The sequence below is a fragment of the Amycolatopsis sp. NPDC057786 genome (assembly GCF_042797905.1).
In the GTDB taxonomy this organism is placed as follows: Bacteria; Actinomycetota; Actinomycetes; order Mycobacteriales; family Pseudonocardiaceae; genus Amycolatopsis.
On sequence record NZ_JBHVKW010000014.1, the window covers coordinates 86,890 to 106,895 of the forward strand.

12 protein-coding genes are annotated in these 20,006 nt (G+C 69.6%); 6 read left to right on the forward strand and 6 right to left on the reverse strand.

Annotation, left to right across the window (positions count from 1 at the left end; all coding sequences use genetic code 11):
- Positions 1-175 precede the first annotated feature (175 nt).
- Positions 176-388, reverse strand: a complete 213-nt coding sequence (locus ACFVM3_RS11680; RefSeq protein ID WP_378437909.1) for a hypothetical protein — start codon at positions 386-388, stop codon at positions 176-178.
- A gap of 136 nt (positions 389-524) precedes the next feature.
- Between ACFVM3_RS11680 and ACFVM3_RS11685 the strand changes: the two genes are divergently transcribed.
- A complete protein-coding gene (locus tag ACFVM3_RS11685; protein WP_378437911.1) occupies positions 525-788 on the forward strand; it encodes a hypothetical protein in 264 nt (87 codons plus the stop codon).
- A gap of 154 nt (positions 789-942) precedes the next feature.
- On the opposite strand, the gene ACFVM3_RS11690 is transcribed toward ACFVM3_RS11685, so the two are convergent.
- On the reverse strand, positions 943-2,217 hold the full coding sequence (locus tag ACFVM3_RS11690; protein ID WP_378437913.1) for a threonine/serine exporter family protein: 1,275 nt from the start codon (positions 2,215-2,217) through the stop codon (positions 943-945).
- A gap of 204 nt (positions 2,218-2,421) precedes the next feature.
- Between ACFVM3_RS11690 and ACFVM3_RS11695 the strand changes: the two genes are divergently transcribed.
- The 4 genes from ACFVM3_RS11695 (at position 2,422) to ACFVM3_RS11710 (ending at position 16,185) form a co-directional block, all read left to right on the forward strand.
- A complete protein-coding gene (locus ACFVM3_RS11695; RefSeq protein WP_378437914.1) occupies positions 2,422-3,087 on the forward strand; it encodes a helix-turn-helix domain-containing protein in 666 nt (221 codons plus the stop codon).
- A 119-nt stretch (positions 3,088-3,206) separates the two neighbouring features.
- Complete coding sequence (locus ACFVM3_RS11700) at positions 3,207-14,156, forward strand: hypothetical protein (protein ID WP_378437916.1); 10,950 nt, start codon at positions 3,207-3,209, stop codon at positions 14,154-14,156.
- Positions 14,157-14,188: 32 nt separating this feature from the next.
- Entirely contained in the window at positions 14,189-14,806 is a 618-nt protein-coding gene (locus tag ACFVM3_RS11705; RefSeq protein WP_378437917.1) for a hypothetical protein, read from the forward strand.
- A 209-nt stretch (positions 14,807-15,015) separates the two neighbouring features.
- Positions 15,016-16,185, forward strand: a complete 1,170-nt coding sequence (locus tag ACFVM3_RS11710) for an esterase-like activity of phytase family protein (protein ID WP_378437919.1) — start codon at positions 15,016-15,018, stop codon at positions 16,183-16,185.
- A 26-nt stretch (positions 16,186-16,211) separates the two neighbouring features.
- Here ACFVM3_RS11710 and ACFVM3_RS11715 read toward each other — a convergent pair whose 3' ends face one another.
- The 4 genes from ACFVM3_RS11715 to ACFVM3_RS11730 all read right to left on the reverse strand — a co-directional run bounded on the left by ACFVM3_RS11715 (position 16,212) and on the right by ACFVM3_RS11730 (position 19,815).
- The gene (locus ACFVM3_RS11715; protein WP_378437921.1) at positions 16,212-17,255 is read right to left on the reverse strand and encodes a quercetin 2,3-dioxygenase; all 1,044 of its coding nucleotides are present in this window, start codon (positions 17,253-17,255) and stop codon (positions 16,212-16,214) included.
- Complete coding sequence (locus ACFVM3_RS11720; RefSeq protein ID WP_378437923.1) at positions 17,252-18,223, reverse strand: alpha/beta hydrolase fold domain-containing protein; 972 nt, start codon at positions 18,221-18,223, stop codon at positions 17,252-17,254. The genes ACFVM3_RS11715 and ACFVM3_RS11720 overlap by 4 nt, the downstream gene beginning before the upstream one ends.
- Before the next feature lie 75 nt (positions 18,224-18,298).
- The gene (locus tag ACFVM3_RS11725; RefSeq protein ID WP_378437925.1) at positions 18,299-19,264 is read right to left on the reverse strand and encodes a LysR family transcriptional regulator; all 966 of its coding nucleotides are present in this window, start codon (positions 19,262-19,264) and stop codon (positions 18,299-18,301) included.
- A complete protein-coding gene (locus ACFVM3_RS11730) occupies positions 19,183-19,815 on the reverse strand; it encodes a TetR/AcrR family transcriptional regulator (RefSeq protein ID WP_378437927.1) in 633 nt (210 codons plus the stop codon). The genes ACFVM3_RS11725 and ACFVM3_RS11730 overlap by 82 nt, the downstream gene beginning before the upstream one ends.
- Here ACFVM3_RS11730 and ACFVM3_RS11735 point away from each other — a divergent pair.
- Positions 19,814-20,006: hypothetical protein (locus ACFVM3_RS11735; protein WP_378437929.1), on the forward strand; the 193-nt coding region annotated here is incomplete at its 3' end. The genes ACFVM3_RS11730 and ACFVM3_RS11735 overlap by 2 nt on opposite strands.

Consider the following 20,006-nt stretch of genomic DNA (forward strand, 5'->3'; position numbering starts at 1 on the left):
GGGGGGGGGGGGGGGGGGGGGGCGGGGGGGGGGGGGGGGGGGGGGGGGTTGCCCAACCCCCTGTTGGGGGGTGTGTTGGGCCCCCCTCGGGGCCGCCCCCCACACCCGGGGTGCGGAAACCGCGAAACAGCGGTACCGCACACTCCACGCCGTCATCGGCTGAAGTCGGCGCTGGTCACAGTCGGTCGCCCAGCAGTTTCGCCATCTCGGTGAGGACGGGGTCCCGATAATGGGGGAGATGGAGGTTCAGCATCCTGGTCTCGCCGTGGACGCGTTTGGCGATGGCGAGTGTGGTCCAGTAATCGTCAAGCTCGCAGTGCATGGCGGCGTCTCCGGCGCCGGGAATCGGCGTGCTCGGACCGGGGCAGTTCGCGGCTGTGCTGGACACCGGTTTGCGGGGGTCGGCTTTGGTGAAGGCGAAGAAGTAAAGCTTAGGCGCTAGCTCAGGTGATTGATTGCCGGTCACGTAGGAGCAGGTGTACTCGGGTGCGGTCTCGGCCTTTCCGGGTGCTTCTTCCCGGGCGATGACATTCGAGGTGCCGGTGATCTGGGCGAACTCGTCTGCTCCGAGGAACGGGCAGGCGGCGGTCACCTTCGCGGGGGAAGCCGCCGGGGTGAAGGTGGGTGGTGTGCTGCTGGTGGCCGGTTTGCTCGGCGATGGCCTGCTCGACGACGACGGTGGTGGTGTCGGGGTGGGGCTCTCCTCCGAACCGCTGCATGCCGACGCCGCGAGCACCATGCTGACAGCGGCAAGAAGCCCCCAGGATCTGTCCATCCATGGACTCTAGCCGAGTCCGACCGGTGGAAGCTGTCTGCTTGGGCGCCGGGGCACAGCCGCGGAACGAATCTTGTGTCTTTTGTGGACGGCGGGCGCTGTGCCGGACAACGGTGTCAGGCCACTGCGATTTCCTGCACGACGCCACGCTGTTTCCACAGCTCGGCTCAGTTCAGTTCGGGAGTGCGGCTCGCGGTGCGGTGCAGCGCGGCGAGTTGGAGGCCGAGTACGACGCCGACGCCGATGGCCGCGGTGGATACGACGGCTTCGGCCACGGCGGTCCAGGAGCCGGGGACTTGGGCGAAGACCTGTGACAGGCTCAGGTACAGCGCGGGTCCGGGCAGCACGGCGCCGGTCAGTCCGGGGATGGTGACGACGGCGGTCGGTACTCGCAAGGTCCGGGCCGCCGTGCCTGCCAGGATCCCGAGCACTGTGGTCGCGAGGAAGATCGACAGGGGAGTGGCCAGGTCGAGGATCGAGTGTCCTGCCCAGTTCACGAGGGACGTGACGATCCCGGCGGCGCAGGCGAGCGGCCACCATCGGGCGGGTGTGCCCATGAGGATCGCGTTGCCCAGCGAGCCGACCAGCGCCGTGGCGGGTACCAGGGCGAGCGGGAGCGTGGCGAGATGGACCCGGCCCGCCTCGCCGAGGATGTCGAGGTCGTTGGCCACCGACACCACGACCATGACGCCGGTGAGGATCGCGCCGGTGAGCAGCAGGACCGTGACCATCCGGGCGGCGGCCATCAGGTGGTAGTCGCCGACGGCGTCTTCGACCAGGGACACCAGCGACAGGATCGGCAGGAGCAGGACGAGGTTGGCCGCCGAGAGGCTCGCGGCCTCGTGTCCGTCGAGCAGGCCGAGTGACAGCAGCGAGATCGCGGCGACGAGCACGGTGCTCGCTTTGGCCGCGACCTGGAAGAACTCGGCGATGCCGATCATGCCGAGCGCCCAGCCGACGCGGTTGGCGAGGACGAACAGCGCGGCCGCGACCACCGCGGCGAGTACGGTGCCGTTGGCCTGCAGGCAGATCATCGCCGCGAGGAGGCACCCGCCGAGGAGGCTGACGTACCACGGCCAGGTCGGGCCCGCCGTGGCGAGTTCGCCGATCGCGCGTTCGGCCTCGTCCGGGGAGATCGCGCCGGTGCCGGCGCGGATCGCGAGTGCTTCCAGGTCGCCCATCCGGCCGATGTCGCGGGTGTCGTTCGCTTCGATGCTGCCCAGCAGCACCACCGGCTCGCCGCCTCCGCTCGGGCAGTACTGCAGATGCACCGTCCGCACCCCGACCGAGATCCGCAGCTCTTCGATGCCGCCCGCGTTCGCCAGCCGGCGGACGGTACGGACGACGACCGCGGTCTCGATGCCCTGCCGGAACATCTGCATCGCCACGTCGAGAGCGAAAGCCAGCACACGTCGCGCCCGCGCGCGTTCGTCCTCCGACATGGCCGGAACTGTAAGGGGCCGCCCCGCCCTGGCCCGCGATCGCGAGCGCGACAGCCGCTCGGCTTAGCCCGATCGTGGCACGAAGCGGCAGGACGACCGCGCGCGCCGGCCGATACGCCGTTCGCCGTAACACCCGGTCGCGGGTGGACGACAACTCAGGCACGAAGAGCCGATCGGTGCAGGCGACCGCGGTGGAGGTCACTGATGCTTACGGACGATCTGAGCGGGGTGACCGGCACCGTCGGGGGTCTTCCGATGGACATGGCGCGCGTGCCCGGTCGGTCGGTACTCGAGGGCGCGTTCGCGTTGCTCGAGGTGCTCGCCGCCGCCGACGCCGGCGCGGGTCTCGGGTTGACCGAGGCGGCTCACCGGGCAGGCCTGCCCAAGTCGACGGCCCATCGGCTGCTGGAGCAGATGTGCGGGATCGGCGCGGTCGAACGGCTGTTCCGTGGATACGTCGTCGGCCCGCTGGCGGGCAGGCTCGTCCAGGGCCGGGGCCGGTTGCACGCGAGGATCCGCACCGCGGTGGGCCGACCGGCGATCCGGCTGGCGAAACTGGCGAGGGCCGACGTCGCGGTGTGCGTGCTGGCCGGGTCCGACGTCGTGGTCGTCGCGGCGGTCTCGGGGCACTCCGCGAGCACGCCCGCCGTCTCGCCGGGCACGGTGCTGCCGTCCTCCGCCGCGGTGGCCGGGGTGCTGCTCGGCGGTGTCGCCCACGGTGCCGCGGCGCCGATCCGATGCCCGGACGGCCGGATCGTGGCCGCGATCGGTTTGCTGACCGTCCCGTCGAGCGACCTCGCGGTGATGCGAAGGCTGGTCGACGCCGCCGCTTTGGAAGCCGGTCGCGAGTTGACCGAATCCGCCCATTGATGGCGGGGAAGTCACCAGTCCGCTGAGCGGACCAGGCCCTTCACGCGGATTTCACCATTGGTCAGCCTTCTCCGAGTGAACGGCGCGTCGTCGCGCGCCCGTGAACGGGGAGGTGCCCGATGGGCTCACGTGCCGGTTCCAGGTGGCTCGCGTTGGCGACGGCGTTCGTCGTCTCGATCGGGATGGGCGTGGTGGTCACCCCGGCCCCGGCGCGGGCGGCGAGCCCTGGCGTCGGCACCTTGGTCAACGCGTTGGCCGGACCCTCGAACAGCTTCGCCACCTGGAGCAAGGGCCTCGGCACGATCGGGCAACTGGCGAAGGCGCTGCCTGCCGTGCAGACCAGCCCCGGCGCCGCGCTCGGGTTCGACACCCTGGCGCAGGAGGCGTTCAACACCGGCACCAAGAAGCTCTCCGCCGCCGTCGACGACGCCGACCTGGACATCGACCAGCCGATCACCTTGTCGGCCGACCGGGCCGGGACGCTCAAGACCACGCTGACCACCGTCGGGGAGGACAAGCGACTCGATCTCACCCTGACCGTCTCCCGTGTGCTGCAGAACCAGGCGCTGACCATCCCGGTCCCGATCGGGGAGGGCGGGAACGCCCCGCAGTCGGCGTTCTCCTCCACCGGCGGCGTGCGGCTCACCGTCGGCACCACGGTGAAGCTGACCTTGATCTGGGACAAGGCGCATGACAAGGCCTACATCCTCAACGACGGTACGACGCCGGCGTTCACCGTCGACGCCTCGGCCGGTTTCCCCGACGCGAACGCCATCAAGGCCGTCAACGCCGCCATCGGTGTCCTCGGGGTGAAGCTCGTCGAGACCGACACTTCTCTGGACCTGAAGGCGCATTTCGCCGCCACGATCAACGACCCGGACAACGACGGGCGGTTGGCGTTCCTCAACAACGACGGCACCGCGGGCGAGCTGGCCCAGAACGGTTCGCTGGCCGGTCTGGTCAGCTTCGGCTTCGCCAGCCCGGCGGGGTCGCTGAACGGCTCGCTGCACCTGGCGGCCGCGCCCGCGGCTTCCTTCTCGCTGGACCTGCCCGCGGTCGACGCCAAGATCGGCCTCAGCTGGCCGGATATCGCCACCGGGTCGCCGCAGATCACGCCGGAAGGCATCGGCACCGTCGGCCCGTTCCTCAACCTGACCCCGCGCGACCTGGCCACCGGCCTCGCGCAGCTGGCGACGACGCTGACCTCGATCCAGCGCGCGAAATGGGGTGACGCGGCGAATCCGATCGGCAACCTCGACCTGCCGTTCGTCAAGGGCACCCTCGCCGACGCGATCCAGCTCAACGAGTCGATCAAGAAGTTCTTGCAGGACAACACGAAGTCCGCGGAGGACCCCACGCAGGCGGGTGAACCGCTGTTCGTGTCACTGCAGCAGATGCTCGACAAGCTCAACACCGCGGCGAACCTGCCCGGCGGCGCCAAGATCGGCGTCTCCGATGTCCACTTCCCGCCGGGTTCGACCAAGCTCGACTTCAAGATCACGTTGTCCCGCAAGGCCCCCACGACGGCCGTCGATCTGAACGCGGCCGCGGCCGCGTCGTCCGGGCCGGCAGGCACCCCGGCGAAGACCGGTTACACGCAGACCACTCTCAAGGACGAGAACCAGAGCTGGAAACCGGGGGAGTTCGCGGGACGGCGCGTCGTCGCCGGCGCGGCGGGGGCGACCGTCGAGAACAACGACGGGAACACGCTCTTCCTGCAGGCGCCGGGCTGGACGCCGGTGATCCCGGCCGCCAACGCACCGTACACGATTTCCGGGATGCAGGGCGATGTCGGCATCGTCCAGCTCGGCAACGAGCTGAAGACCGGCGGCCGCGGCGTTGGTGAGGCCAACGCCGTCAACGCCACCGCGAAGGTCAAGCCCAGTTACGACGCCGCGGTCACCCTCGTGCTCGACCTGCGGAACCCGACCGTGCACAACCCGCCGATCGAACAGAAGAACCCGGACGGCAGCACGACCCTCGTCGGCGCGACACCGACCGGCCCGGATCGGGTGCTGCTGCGCACTTCCGGCGCTCCGTCGCTGTTCACCGCCGATTTCCCGATGGACGCGGGTATCGACCTGTTCGCCAACGCCGGATTCCTCCAGGTGCAACTGAAGGGCGCGGCGCACGTCTGCCACCCGAACGCGGGTGCCGACTGCGCCGGGACACCGGGCGCGGACGACCACATGGCGCAGGTGAAGTTCAAGGACCTCGGGGACCTGACCTTCGGCGCGGTCGTGGACAAACTGCTGCACGACCCGGGAGCGCTGCTCGACTTCCAGGTGCGGGTCCGCGGTGCCGGCGGCGTCGACGCGAGCGCGCCGGGTACGGGCGACTTCCTGAAGGGCGCCTCCGCGCACGCGGGATTCACTTGGAACGATCTCACCAAGACGACCGGTCCCGACGGTCCGCAGTTCAGCACGAGCGACCTGTCCGAACTGGTGAACTTCGACTTCGACCCGGCCAACCCGAAGGCGCTCTTCTCGATCCTCCTGAAGACGCTGCAGACCCTCGACGCCTCCCTCGGTGACGCCTCGCCGTCGGGCGCCGCGGTGTTCGGCACCAAGATCCCGCTCGTCGGCCGTTCGCTCAAGGATCTGTTGCGGGCCGACGAATCCGGCTCCGGCCCGACCGTGAGCTACGGCCCGAATTCGGTGAAGGACACCGCGCGCACCGTCGAAAAGGGCAACGCCTTCCCGCCGTCGCTCGTCGGCCGCACGGTCGTCGCCGGTACCCAGGTGGGCGTCGTCGGCAGTGTCACGCCGGACACGCTCGTTCTTGCCGGACCGTGGGCCAGCCAACCTTCGCCGTCGACGTCGTATGTGATCAGGTCCGAACTGGACGACGTGATCTCGTTGCTGGAGGCGGCACCGTCCGACAACCTGCAACGCCTCGTCCAGACGATCAACACGCGGTTCAAGGACAGTGTCCCGGTGACGTTCGAGTACGCCGAACCGGGCGGAACGCCGTCGCTGATCATCCGGCTGGACTGGAAGCGCGCGTACCACACCAGCACACCGGTGCAGTTCGACTTCAGCCTGCCGTCCGGCGGCCAGCGGGTCGCCGGGGTGCAGGGCGACGGTTCGGTCTCGCTCGGCGTCGGCGGTCAGGTCAAGATGGGCCTGGTCGTCCCGCTGCAGCCCGGTGCGGGCCCGGCCGACGCGAACGCGCTGCGCGTGCTCGACGACTCGAAGATCGGCGTGAAACTCGACGCCACCGTGGAGAACGCCACCATCGCCACCACGTTGGGCCCGCTGAGCGTCTCACTCGGCGACCCCAAATCCGCGGACAAGGCGACCGCGAAGGCGTCCTACTCGATCGACCTGGCCAAGGCAGGCGGCACCGGCGCGCCGGTCAGCTTCACCGACTTCCTCGGCGCCGTCGGCCCGACGATCAACGCCGGGAGTACCGCGGTGGGCTGCGGGCTCGACGGCGGTACGCCGCTGGCCCTGTGCGCCAAGTTGCCGCTGTACATCAGCGAGGACGGCGGCGCCACCTACAGCAAGGTGATCACCGACGGCACCAAGTCGAACAACTTCGCCTTGCGCCTGCCCAAAGCGACCGCGGCCGACGACTACTTCAACCTCGGCGGCGCGGCGATCGACGGGCATCCGCGGTTGGAGACCCCGGATCCGGCGCTGCTCGCGGACGCGCTCGCGGCCAAGCTGATCGACTTCGGCAGGCTCGACGGCCTCGACAGTTACCTCAACCTGGTGGAGCAGGCACTCAACACCGCGAGCTTCGGCGGCAAACTGCCGCTGCTCGGTGACGACCTCCAGCAGGGCGCGGACTTCATCGGGAAACTGCGCACCGCGATCCACAACGCGCTGGACCAGCTGCCGGCGAACGGCCACTTCACCGACATGGCCGCGGTGCGCGGCTGGGTCAACGACCAGCTCGGGGGAAAGCTCGCCGCCGCGGGCCTCAACCCGGACACGGTCACCGTGGACACGCTGTGCAAGACGCCGCTGGGCACCGTCGGCACGCCGACGGTCAAGCTGCACGAAGGCGCAACGGCGGCGGACAAGACCTACCGCTACGTCGTCGCGTCCTATGTGACGATCGATGGTGCGAAGAAACAGGCCAAGGCGAGCGACCCCGGCGAGATCACCACCGGCCCGACCGCACTGTCCACAACGGACTCACTCGACATCGCATGGGAACCGGTCACCAACGCGGCCGGATACCTGGTGTTCCGCGAGGAGGGCGGCGCCTTCAAACTGGTCGCGGACGTCACCGACGCCAAGTTCACCGACGTCGGTGCCGCTTCGATCGGTGGAGCGCCGGAGAACCCGGCCGAGAACCCGCGGCCGCGCGATTGCTCCTACAACGACCTCGACGCGGTCAGCATCAGCCTGAACGTCAGCCAAGGTGACTTCAGCGGCGACCTGCTGAACTGTGCCGGGCTGCCGTCCGGCCACGAATGTCTCAAGAAGACCGTGCCGCTGGACCTGGGCATCCCCGGATTCTCGTTGAAGGCCGACGGCGGCGCCGGTCCTGAGGTCCAGCTCGGCTGGCGGCTGCACCTTTCCATGGGCATCAGCCGGAGCGAGGGATTCTTCGTCAGCACCAAGGATTCCGCGCAACCCGAGTTCGCGGTCGGGTTGAACGTCACGCTGCCGAACAAGATCAACGCGCAGCTCGCGTTCATCAACATCACCGCGGAGAACTGCACCAAGCAGAAGAGCGCGGACGACTGCGACCACGCCGCCGCCCCGGCGAACGACGCGGGTGTCCTGCCGCTGTTCGGCGGCGCGTTCAAGATCGACCTGATCGCACCGGACGACCCGACCAACGGCAGGCTGCATCTGACCGATCTGCAGAACGCCGGGCTGGACCGGCTCGCCGACGTCAAGCTGCACGCGAGCGCGGACATCAACTGGCTGCTCAAGGCACGGCCGGGGGAGGACGCCGGATTCCCCGGCATCCAGGCGAACTTCCGGTTGCACTGGGCGTGGAACAACGTCAAGCCGGGGACCAACAGCGCCGACGGCGGAAACTCCCCGCTGACACTGGCCTTCGACAAGGTGGCCATCGACAGCGGTGAGATCTTCGGCAAGATCCTCAGCCCGATCGTGAACAAGATCAAGCAGGTGACCGGACCGCTCGACCCGGTGATCAAGACGCTGTACGCGCCGATCCCGGTGCTTTCGGACCTGTCCCATCTGGCCGGCGGCGGGGACGTCACGATGGTGTCGATCGGCAAGGCGTTCAGCACGATCGCCGGCGGCCCGGACCTGAAGTTCGTCGACACGATCGCCGGGGTCGTCAACTTCATCAACAACTTCCCGGCCTGCACCGACAACTGCCTCATCCCGCTCGGGTCGTTCGAACTCGGCGGTCAGAAGGCACTCGACACCACGGTGACACCGGACAACACCGAGAGCCTGATCAGCGCGAAGAAGGACGCCGGTGGCGGCACCGGGTTCGCCCCGATCCTCGGCGCGATCAACGGCAAGAACTCCAACCCGAAGTCGGTCGGCCCGATGACCACACAGGCGTCGGCGGCCGGGTTCAGCTTCCCGGTGTTCGAGAAGCCCGCCTCGTTGTTCAACGTGCTGCTCGGCGGGGACGTGGATCTGGTCAAATTCGACTCCGGTCCGCTGCGCCTCGGCTTCGACTGGCGCCAGCAGTTCGGGCCGGTGTACGCGCCGCCGCCGGTGGTGATCACCTTGCACGGTTCCGCGTCGGTGACGCTGCGCATCGTCGCGGGCTTCGACACCTTCGGCATCCGCAAGGCGTTCGAGGCGGCCCGCGCCGGCGAGCTCGACCTCGCGACCGTGGGGCAGGCGTTCCTGCAGAGCCTGTTCTTCTACACCACCGAAAACGGGAAACCCATCCCGGTGGTGTCGTTCACCGGCGAACTCGCCGCCGGTGCGGCCGTCACGGCGGTGATCATCACCGTCGGCATCGAGGGCGGGGTGGGCCTCACGGTCTCGTTCCTGTGGAACGACCCCAACCACGACGGGAAGTTCCGGATCACGGAGTTCCTGCAAACGGCGCTGAACAACCCGATATGCCTGTTCACCGTGTCTGGGCGGCTTTATGTCTTCCTCAAGCTCTACGTGACCGTCGGCTTCGGGCCGTTCTCGGTGTCGTTCAGCTTCACGATCGTCGACGTCACGTTGCTCGACTTCACCGCGACACCCAACTGCACCCCACCACCGCCGAAACTCGGCGGGCTCAGCGGTGACGGCAAGACACTCGTGGTGTACGCGGCCGCGCTCGGCCACACCGCCCAGCGCGGTGGCGGCGCGGGTGACCCGTACGAGTCGAACAAGCAGGAGAAGGACACCGTCAAGATCACGTCGCTGCACGACTACGCGAACCCGGCGAACCCGGCGTTCACCGGCGTGGCCGTGGACATGCTCGGGATCCGGCGCGAGTTCCGGAACGCGAGTATCGAGCGGGTGGTCGTGGACGGCCGCGGTTACGCGAAGCCGATGAGCGTGACGTTCATCGGGGACGCCAAACAGGACACCGCCAAGGACGGCCCGCCACCGCCGACCGCGCAGTTCGACCGGGACGCGATCGTGTTCGGCGGTGACAAGAACGACCAGATCAAGACCGGTATCGGCAACTCGTGGGTCGATGGCGGCAAGGGCGACGACACCATCGTCACCGGCGACCGGACCGTGCTCGCCGCGGACCGGAAGAGCTATGTCCAAAACGGAGCGAAGGCGCGCGTCGCGGGTGGCCCTGGCGTCGACAGCATCACCGTCGGCAACGGCGAGGACATCGTCGCGGGCGACTCGAGTCTCGGCGCGCCGCCGGTGACCTCGGTCGGCTTGAAGGAGCTGAAGAACGACGGCCGCGACGGCGGCGACCCGCTCGCGGACGGCACCGGCGGTCCGACCGTCTCCGTGCCGAACTGGGCGATCCTGCCCGATCCGGCGGGCGGGACCGGGAGTGGCGACGCGGGCGACACGATCAAGGTCGGCCTCGCCAAGTCGACCGCGTTCGGCAACGGCGGCGACGACACCCTCGGGGTCGCGGCCGACGATCCGTTGAAGGACGTGCCGACGCTTCCGCGGGAGCTGTTCGTCTCCCCGGGCGCGATCCTCATCGGCGGTGACGGCAGCGACCGCTTCGCCGGCGGCACCGGGCCGGACGAGATCTACACCGCGGGCAAGGTCGACCCCGGCATCGACGGCTACGGCTCGGACGACGCCAACACCACGGGCGGCCCGGCAGGCGGGCCGATCAACACCGTCGACACCGGTTCCGGTGACGACAAGGTGTTCGGCGGCAAGGGACAGGACCGGGTCACCGGCCACTCGGCGAAGACGCAGAAGGACGACTTCCGCGGTGGCGGCGGCAACGACATCCTGTTCGGCGGCTACGGGGCGGACACCCTCTACGGCGGGCCGGACGACGACTACGTCATCGCCGAACCGTCCACTTTGGAATTCCCGGACCCGGCGAAGACGGACGACTACGGGCCGCTCTACTTCGTCACGCACACACCGCTCCCGCAGGGCGTGAGCCCGTCGCACAAGACGCTGGTCGGCGGCCTTGGCCGCGACCACATCATCGGCGGCGACGGCGGTGCGGACGTCTACGGCGACAAGCGGACGACACCGTGCAAGGCCGGTTCGCCACTGCCGTCGACCCCGGTCGACGAGACGGTGAACGACGCGCTGGACGGCAACGACCGTGTCATCGGCGGCGCCGGGGTGGAAAACGTGCGGGCAGGCGGCGGTGACGACAATGTCGACGCCGAGGCGAACGAAGATCTGGTGTGCGGCGAGAAGGGCAAGGACGTCCTGCACGGCGGCCGCGACGCGGACCAGGTCTGGGGCGGCTCGGACGACGACGCCGTCTACGGCGACACCGGGACCGACACCCTGTACGGCAACGACGGCGTCGACACGATGTTCGGCGGCGACGACCCCGACACCATCGAGGGCAACAACGGGAAGGACTGGATCTCCGGCGGTCTGGCCGGTGACGTGATCGTCGGCGGCACACGGGCGGCGGGACAGCCCGACGACGGCGACAAGCTGTTCGGCGACGGCGGCACCGACACGATCATCGGTGACAACGGCGATCCGGCGTCGCCCGGCGGGCCGGTGTTCGACCTGGCCACCAGCGCGGATGCCGCGCTGGGCGGAGACGACACCATCGGTGGCGGTCTGGACACCGACGCGCTCTACGGCGGGTTGGAGAACGACACCGTTTCCGGCGGAAAGGATCCGGACCGCATCGAAGGAAACCCCGGTGCCGACATCCTGAACGGCGAGACCGAGGCCGACGACATCATCGGCGGCAGCCACCAGACGCCCGGCGACCCGGCGGCGAAGAACGCGGCGGGTTATCCGGACGCGGGTGACACGATCTCCGGCGGCGACGCCGACGACGTGATCACCGGTGACAACGCCACGATCACCGGTACGGGTGGCCCGGACTCCGGCGACCCGGTCACCCGTGGCCGCGGGCTGTCGGCGGGCAGGCACGTGGTCCTGTTCGACCTCGGCTTCACCGCGAACGCGGCGAACTCCGGCGGTGACATCATTTCCGGCGGCAACGCCACGGACGTCGTCCACGCGCAGTCCGGAATGGACACCGTGCACGGCGACGCCGGGGACGACTACGCGGAAGGCGGCCCGGACGCCGACAAGCTGTTCGGCGACGCCGGGCAGGACGATCTCGTCGGCGGTTCGTCCGCCGTGGAGATGGGAAGCGGCCAGGGCACCGTGGGCCAGCCCGACACCGGGGACACCATCTCCGGCGGCGAGGACGCCGACGTGATCACCGGCGACAACGCGCTCGTGACCAGGGACCCGGGCCTTCCGAAGAGCCCGATCACCCAGGGCCGGTTCGACACGGACCTGCCCGGCGCGCTCCCGATGACGCACCGCAGCATCCAGCTGTACGACCTCGGTGACACGCCGGTGCCGGATACCTCCGGCGGTGACGACATCACCGGTGACAACGGCTGCGACGCGATCCTCGGCCAGTCCGGCAACGACCGGATCAAGGGCGGCAACGACGGCGACCACGCCGAAGGCGGACCGGGCCGGGACTGGATCGAAGGGAACAACGGCGACGACGACCTCGTCGGCGGCAGCTCGACGATCCACGGCGACGACACCGCGCTGACCACCCAGGGCCAGCCGGACACCGCGGACGTGGTCTTCGGTGGCACGGGCGACGACGTGGTGCTCGGCGACAACGCGATCACCGACCGGATCGCGCCGCCGTCGCCTTACCTGCTCCGCGTCGGCAGCGACGGGAAGTTCGGGACGCAGCGTTCGCTGCGGCTGCTGGATCTCTCGTGGAGCAACGGATTCCTCGGCGCGCCGGCGCGATCGGTGGCGGGCGGTGACCAGTTGTCCGGTGGTGGCGGCGTCGACGTGATGTTCGGCCAGGACGGCGACGACCAGATGTCCGGTGGCGCGCACGACGACTACGCGGAGGGCAACGGCGGGCACGACACGATGTTCGGCGACCGCACGCTCGCGGAGGCCGGGATCGCGATCACCCCACCGGAGCCGGCGTGGCCGGGTGCGGCGTCGGACGACCTCGGCGACGTCTCCGCGCCGAACGGGCAGGACGACCTGATCGGCGGCAGTTCGCTGGAGGTCTTCCGCGACACGGCCGACGACGTGCACGGTGACGGCGCCGCCGACTTCATCCTCGGCGACAACGGCACCGCGGTACGGGACATCGTGGACCAGACCGGCAAACCGGTGGCGCTCGGCGACGACCTGTCGAAGGTCTCGCTGCCGCTGACGAACCGGGTCTACGCGAAACGTTACGACCCGCAGAACCTCCCGCAAGGCGCGGCGTTCGTCCGCCACGGCGTCAACGGCGCATCGACGCGCTTCTGCACCACCACGCAGGCCACCTGCGAGGCACTCGGCGCCTCCGGCGGCGACAACCTGTGGGGCGACGCGGGGGAGGACACCCTGTACGGCCAGGACGGCGACGACCTGATGTACGGCGACACCGGCACGGCGACGGCTCCGGGTGACGGCGCCGACGACATGTACGGCGAGCTGGGCGGCGATCGCATGTGGGGCACCGGCGGCGAAGACGCCATGGTCGGTGACCGCGGCGGTGTCGTGGACGTCTTCCAGAACGGGTCGAACCACTTCGTGATCGACAACCCCCAGGTGCCCGCGATCCACTACGAGGGCTTCCTGGCAGGCTCGGTCACGCGGCAGGTCGATCTGCAGCACGACGTCGACGGCGACACCTTCGCCGCATCCGGCACCGCCCCGGCGATGCCGCACCGCGGCGACCTCGAAGGCGGCGACGACCGCATCCGCGGCGGCGACGACCACGACTCGATCCACGGCGGTTTCGGCGACGATCTGGCCAACGGGGATTCGGGCGGTGACATCGTCTTCGGCGACGACGGCGCGGACGTGCTGTGGGGCGGCAAGGGCGGTACCGATCCGGCCAACCCGAACGACCGGGGTGTCAACGACTCGCTCGTCGACTACCTCCACGGCGGCAAGGGCGCCACGTCCGGACCGTCGGTCGACCCGAACACCGGCGCGCTGGGTTCGGACATCCTCGACTGGCGTCCGCGCGGCACGTACGGCGCACCGGGGCAGACGACCTGCACCGCGAACCCGTGGCCGCAGACGTTCGGCAACGGCAAGAACGCGGTCACCGTCGACCCGTGCTCGTGGTTCGAGATGACGAATCTCGACAACGCCGATGTCGCGGACAACCAGCACCACCAGGGCATCGACTGGATCTACGGCGGCTGGGACCGCGACGTGCTGCAGGCAGACGTGGCCGACAACGGGCCGAACCCCGGTGACCGGCTGCTCGACTGGGGCGGTGCGTACAACCTCTACACGCACTGCAACGCGGCCTACGGCGGCTACAACGACGTCCGGCAGCACAGTCCGACGCATCAGGAGTTCCTGCAGCGGTGGGCGTACTCGCTGGGCGCCGGTCAGGCGGCCGGGGACGTGACCACGGAAGGCACGTCGGCCTACGACGAGCTGGCGCTGGTGTACCAGCCGGACATGAAGGATCACGGCACGGGACCGGCGTTCCCGACCACCCCTGGCCATTTCGACAACCCGAACGCTTGCGCGCCTTGAGGCCGCGCGACCTCGGCTGTGAGGAGAAAGGCATGTACAGCAGGATCGTCAAACGTGGCGTGATCGTCGGTGTCGCGGTCGTCGTCGCGAGCAGCAGCATCGCGTCGGCCGCGCCTCCGGAACCCAGCGGCCCGCCGGCGCAGAACGTGGTCGTGGCCAACGGCCCGGACAAGCCGGTACCGGTCAGCGCGGCCCAGAGCGGCGCCTGGAACGTCGGGCTCACCGGGACACCCACGGTGAACGTCGGCAACTTCCCGCAGGCCGCCGTCGCGCCGTTGTGGCAGGGCACGCCCTACGCGTCGAGTCAGGTGCTCATCAGAGTGAGCAGCTTCCAATGCGCGGACCTCACACCGGTGCCGTCGGGTCAGGTGCTCTTCGTGCGCAACGTGGTCACGGACTTCAACGTGCCTCCGGGCAACGCGGGATCGGCGGTCCTGCGGTTCACCCCGCTCGGCGGCACCCAGCAGTTCCTTACGCTGCCCGTGCAACGGTCGGCGCCCGCCACCCAGGTCGCTGGGCTGTACGACCGGTACCAGGGCGCGCTCGAACTGGGCATGCCCGCGACCGGTGGGCTGTCCGCCTGCTTCACCGGAGGGCCGGACCTCAACGGCACGATCGCCGTGTTCGGGTTCCTGGTCCCGGCGCCGTGATGATCCGGGCGTCGTGGCCGTCCAGGTTCGAGCGGCGTTTCGCGTAGTGCCGCTACCAGCCCTGACGCGAGTGTTCACTGTGGACAGTGCGGCGGTGCGCGGCGGCTCCTCGCGCCGTTCCGATGTGTGCACGGTGGCCACCTGATCGTGTCAGGCGGACTACCTGGATGGTCCTGCCGTCGAGCGGGGCGGTTGGGCAAGGTCGAGGTATGCGCATTCGATCTTCGCGGGGCGTTGTCGCCCTTGCCGTCGCCGGGTTGCTGGCAGGCACTGGCGTCGTCACGGGGACACCCGCCTCAGCGGCGCCGGTTGCCGACCAGGCGTGGTCTCAGGTGCGTTTTCTGGGGGAGCGCGCCATTCCGCAGTATTCGGAGTTCCGGGGCACCACGGTCGGCGGATTGTCCGGGATCGACCGCGACAAGCGCACCGGCGAGTGGGTGATGATCAGCGACGACCGTTCGGATCGTCAGGCCGCCCGGTTCTACACCGCCGAGATCGACGTCGACGGTACCGGCGTGCACGACGTGCGGTTCACCGGAACGAAGCCGTTCCTGCGGCCGGATGGGCAGGTGTATCCGCCGTCGTCGGCAGGGGACGGGACGACGGTCGATCCGGAGGACATCCGGGTGGATCCGTGGACCGGGAAGTACTGGTGGAGCCAGGAAGGCAATCGGCCACGCGGCACACCCACGCCGACGGATCCGGTGATCCAGCCCTCTGTGCAGCGGGCGGGCCGTGACGGCGCCTATGCGGGCGAGTTGCCGTTGCCGGACAACTACCGGATCACCACCGGTGCGACGGGGCCGCGGCGCAACCTGGTGCTGGAGGCGATCACCTTCGCGGCCGGTGGGGCGTTGCTGACCAGTGCGGTGGAGTCGCCGCTGCTGCAGGACGGGCCCGTGCCCACACCGGACCATGGCGGACTGTCCAGGGTCACGGTGCACACGCGCGGCGGCACGCCGCTGGCTCAGTACGCCTATCCGCAGGAGCCGTTGTTCGCCGTGCCGAACCCGCCCGGTTCGTTCGCCGACTCCGGGATCCCGGAGATCTTGGCGCATCCGACCGACCCGGCCCGGTACCTGGTGATCGAACGCGGCTTCGTCACCGGGCACGGTTACCACGTGAAGCTGTTCGAGATGAGCACTCGGGGCGCCACGAACATCAAGAACGTCGGCGCACTGGAAGGCGCCACCGTCACGCCGGTCCGCAAGAAGCTGCTGCTGGACTTCCGCGACCTGCCGTTGCCGCTGATCGACAACTACGAGGGAATGTCCTGGGGGCCGGCTCTGCCCACGGGCGAACGCACCCTTCTCGTGGTCAGCGACGACAACTTCTGGCCGGGAGAGAACACCCGCTTCGTCGCGCTCGCCCTCCGCTGACGTACCGACACGGGCCGGAAAGGGGCTCAGATGCCGGTGGCCCGGACCCGCTCGGGCGGGCCACCGGTCACGACGACGTCCAGGTCCGGGTTGGCCCGCATGCCGCCCATCACCACCGACGGGTCGATGAGCCCTTCGGTGTGCACATGGTCGTCGGTCGGCACGCCGGTCACGTCGAAGAACGGCTCGAAGATGTCCGAGGTGAGCAGGCCAAGCAGTTGGGTGTTGTGCGCGGTGACGGCGAAGCTGTGCACGGTTCCGGGCGGGGCGTGCAGGAAGTCCCCGCCGGTGAGCAGGATTTCCTCGCCGTTGACCCACAGCCAGATCCGGCCGGATAGGCACAGGAAGTTCTCGGTGTGCCGCTGGTGGAAGTGCCGGATGATGTACGGCTGTGGGGAGGCGAGAGTGTTCACCGCGAAGTACCGGCCCCCGGTGTTGCGGCCCCTGGTCAGGAACGAGTTCACCGCGTCCGGCCAGCCCCGCCGGTCACCGGTACGGGCTCGCAGGAAATAGCCTTCGGTGCCCGAGGGAAGTGTGTCGTCCCACGCGTCGCTCGCCGCTGCCAGGGGCAGGTCGTGCGGCGTCGCTCCCGGCGGCACTTCGCCCGTCACGGCACCGCCGGCGGAATAGATGTGCCGTTCGACGTTCGCCGCCTCGGTGAGTTCGTCGAGCGCGCCGCCGGGGGCGGAGTACTGCAGCAGCTTGGTCAGGTGACTCAGCATGCGGCAGGCCACCGGAGTGCCCGGCGGGACGTGCACCGAGTCGCCGGGTACCAGGATCCGGCTCTCGCCGGGCAACCAGAACTGGGCGCTGCCGTCGACGACGTAGAAGGAACGCTGGTGACCGGCGAGGCTGTGGAACGGGATTTCCGCTCCGCGCGGGCCGAGCACGAACGCCGCGTCGAAGAGGCCGCCGGTGTCCGCGGTCCGGGCGATGACCGTCCACAGTAGACCACCGGTTTCGAACCGGAGACCCTCGCCGGCGGCGAGGTAGTAGGGGACCGGTTCGCCGGGCAGGGCGTCGATGACCGGAGCGAGTCCGTGCATGGTCTCCAGATCGGGCGTCGTCACCGGGTTTCTCCTGTCGTGGAACGGGTCGTGAGGTGCTTGCGGAAGAAGTCGTGGATGTCGGAGAAGCCGAACGTGGCCGGTTCGCCATCGGCGGACGAGACGCGCCGCACGGCCCGCGCGGTGCCCTCCGCCGCCAGCCTGCCGTCGTCCATCACCCGGCCGAGTGGCACATCGGGGCGGCCTGGTGGGTTGAGGAAACCGTGCCGGTAGCCCTCGAGGAGGTACAGCTCGCTCGGCACGCCGACGGCCACGAGCGCCGTGTGCAGTCGCTCGCTCTGCCGAGGCGACACGAGCACGTCCGCGGTGCCGTGAGAGAGCTGGAACGGGGGTGCCGACGAGCTGATCCAGGTCAGCGGGCTCGCTTGCCGGGCCTGCTCGGGAAGGCGTGCCGGATGCCCGCCGAGCAGCCGGGCCTCCGGTGACGACGCCCCGTCCCGTCCGGGGTGGGCCGCTTCCGCGTCGGCGACGACTTCGGCGAGATCGACCGGGGGATAGGACGCCGCCACCGCTCGTACCGGTACGGCGCCCCTTTCCCGCTCGCCCGGTACCTCGGTGAGGTGTCCGGTGAGTCCGGCGAGCGCCGCCAGGTGACCACCCGCGGACGCGCCCCAGAGCGCTACCGCGCCGGGGCGGAGACCGTATCGTCCGGCGTGCGCGTTCAGGAACCGGACGGCGGCGCGCACGTCGTGCAGTTGGGCGGGGAACGACGCCTGTGCCGAGAGCCGGTATTCGATGCTCGCCATCGCGCAGCCGGTGGCGACGGCGTGCCGTGCGAGGTCGGGCGCCAGCGCGCGGTCTCCGGTGAACCAGCCGCCACCGTGCAGCCACAGCACCACCGGGACCGGTCGGTCGCTTACCGGGAGGTAGAGGTCCAGCAGCAGATCCCCGGTGTCCCGCCGGGCGAAGACGACGTCGACGTCGACGTCGACCCGGACCGCCTCCGACGGCGAGGTGAAACGGTGTGCCATGCCGTCAAGCTTGGTCGCCCGGCTCGGGACACACCAGCGGGATCGTCCGCACGATCGTTCGGCGGATCCGGACGATCAGGCGGGCGCGCCGCCGAGTTCGGTGGCGATCCGGACGAATCGGTCGAGCGCTTCGGAGCGGCGTTCCCGGCGCAGGTACAGGTAGGTCGTCGCCGGCGGGGAGTCGATGATGGGCACGAACGAAAGCCCCGGCCGAGGGTAGGTGGCCGGCGCCGATTCCCCGGCGATGTTGACGCCCTGTCCGGCGCCGCACAGTTCGAGCACCTCTTCGAAGTTCCTGGCGATCGGCAGCAGCCGGGGCGCCAAACCGGCCGAGGTGAGCGGCGCATACCAATGCTCGGCGACCTTCTCGTCCTCGACCGACACGAAGGTCTCCCCGGCCAGCTCGGCCAGCCGTACGGAGTCCCGAGCGGCCAGTGGATGCTTGTCGGGCAGCACCAGCACGCATCCCTCCTCCCATAACGGCACCGATTCGAACGCGGGAGCCGGGTTCCGGCCGAGCTCGGCGACGAAGGCGCAGTCCACTTCGCCGTCGGTCAGCGCGTCGTGGCAGCCGAGGAAGCCCAGCTGCCGGATCTGCCAGCGGACCTGGGGAAGTTCGTCCGCGACCGCCGCCATGATCGCGCGGAACCGCGGACTGGAGACCATCAGCCCGACCCGGATGGCCGGTTCGTCGATCCCCTTTCGCGCCCAGTCCAGGACCTCGTCCATGGCCGCGATCGCCTGCCGGGCCAGCGGCACCAGCTCCCGGCCTGGCCCGGTCAGTTCGACGCTGCGGGAGGTGCGCCGGAACAGCGGGCGGGCGAGCCGCCGTTCGAGTGAAGCGATCTGCTCGCTCACCGCGGACGGGCTCAGATGCAGCAGGGCCGCGGCGCGGCCGAAATGACGTTCCTCCGCCACGGCGAGGAAGCACCGGAGGTGATGAAGGGTGAGGTCCACGTTCACGACCAGCGGTGCTTGACGGCGTCGACGAAAGCGCCGAATTCCTCGGTCATCGAGACCGTCTCGGGGTCGAGCATCCACTGCTGCTGCAATCCGTCCAATACGGCGATCGTCGTTCGCACCAGCGTGGCCACCGGGGCGTCGGCCCGGATCTCACCGGAGTTCTGTCCACTGTGGATCGCCTCGGTCAGCCACCGGTTCACCGCCGCGTAGTGCGACCGCGTCCACTGGTGGGCGGGGTGCTGCGGGTCGGTGGCCTCCGCCGTGACGCGCACGAACAACCCCACCAGTTCCGGCCGCGTGGTGTTGCGGGCCACCAGCGCCTCGATCGCCGAGAACGCGGCCCAGCTCAGCGGAAGGTGATCGCCACCCTGGCGGAGGAACCGCGCGTCCTCCGCGTCGCGCGCTTCGAGTACCGCTGTCAGCAGGGCGGTCTTGCTGGGAAAATGGTGCAGGAGCCCGGATTGGGACAACCCGGCGGACTTCGCGACGCGGGCGATCGAGGTGCCGCGGTAGCCGGTGGCGGAGAACAGTTCGGTGGCCACTCGCACGACGGCCGCCCGCGACGTCACGCCCGCCGCCTCCCCGCGTGCGGTGGTGCGGGCGGCGGGCTTGTCGACAGGGACGGGCATGAAGTGCAGGGTAGCCCGCGACATCCGGGTGAGTACCAGGCGCTGTGCCGTGGTCGTGGGCGGGATCGGCGACGGGGTGAAGGCTCCCTTCGCCGCGTCTGATGCGGTGATGGGAGCCTTCGGCCCTGGTCGCGGTCGTGGGGATGTCGTGAAGGGCCCCTTTGAGACGATGAAGGTCTCAAAGGGGCCCT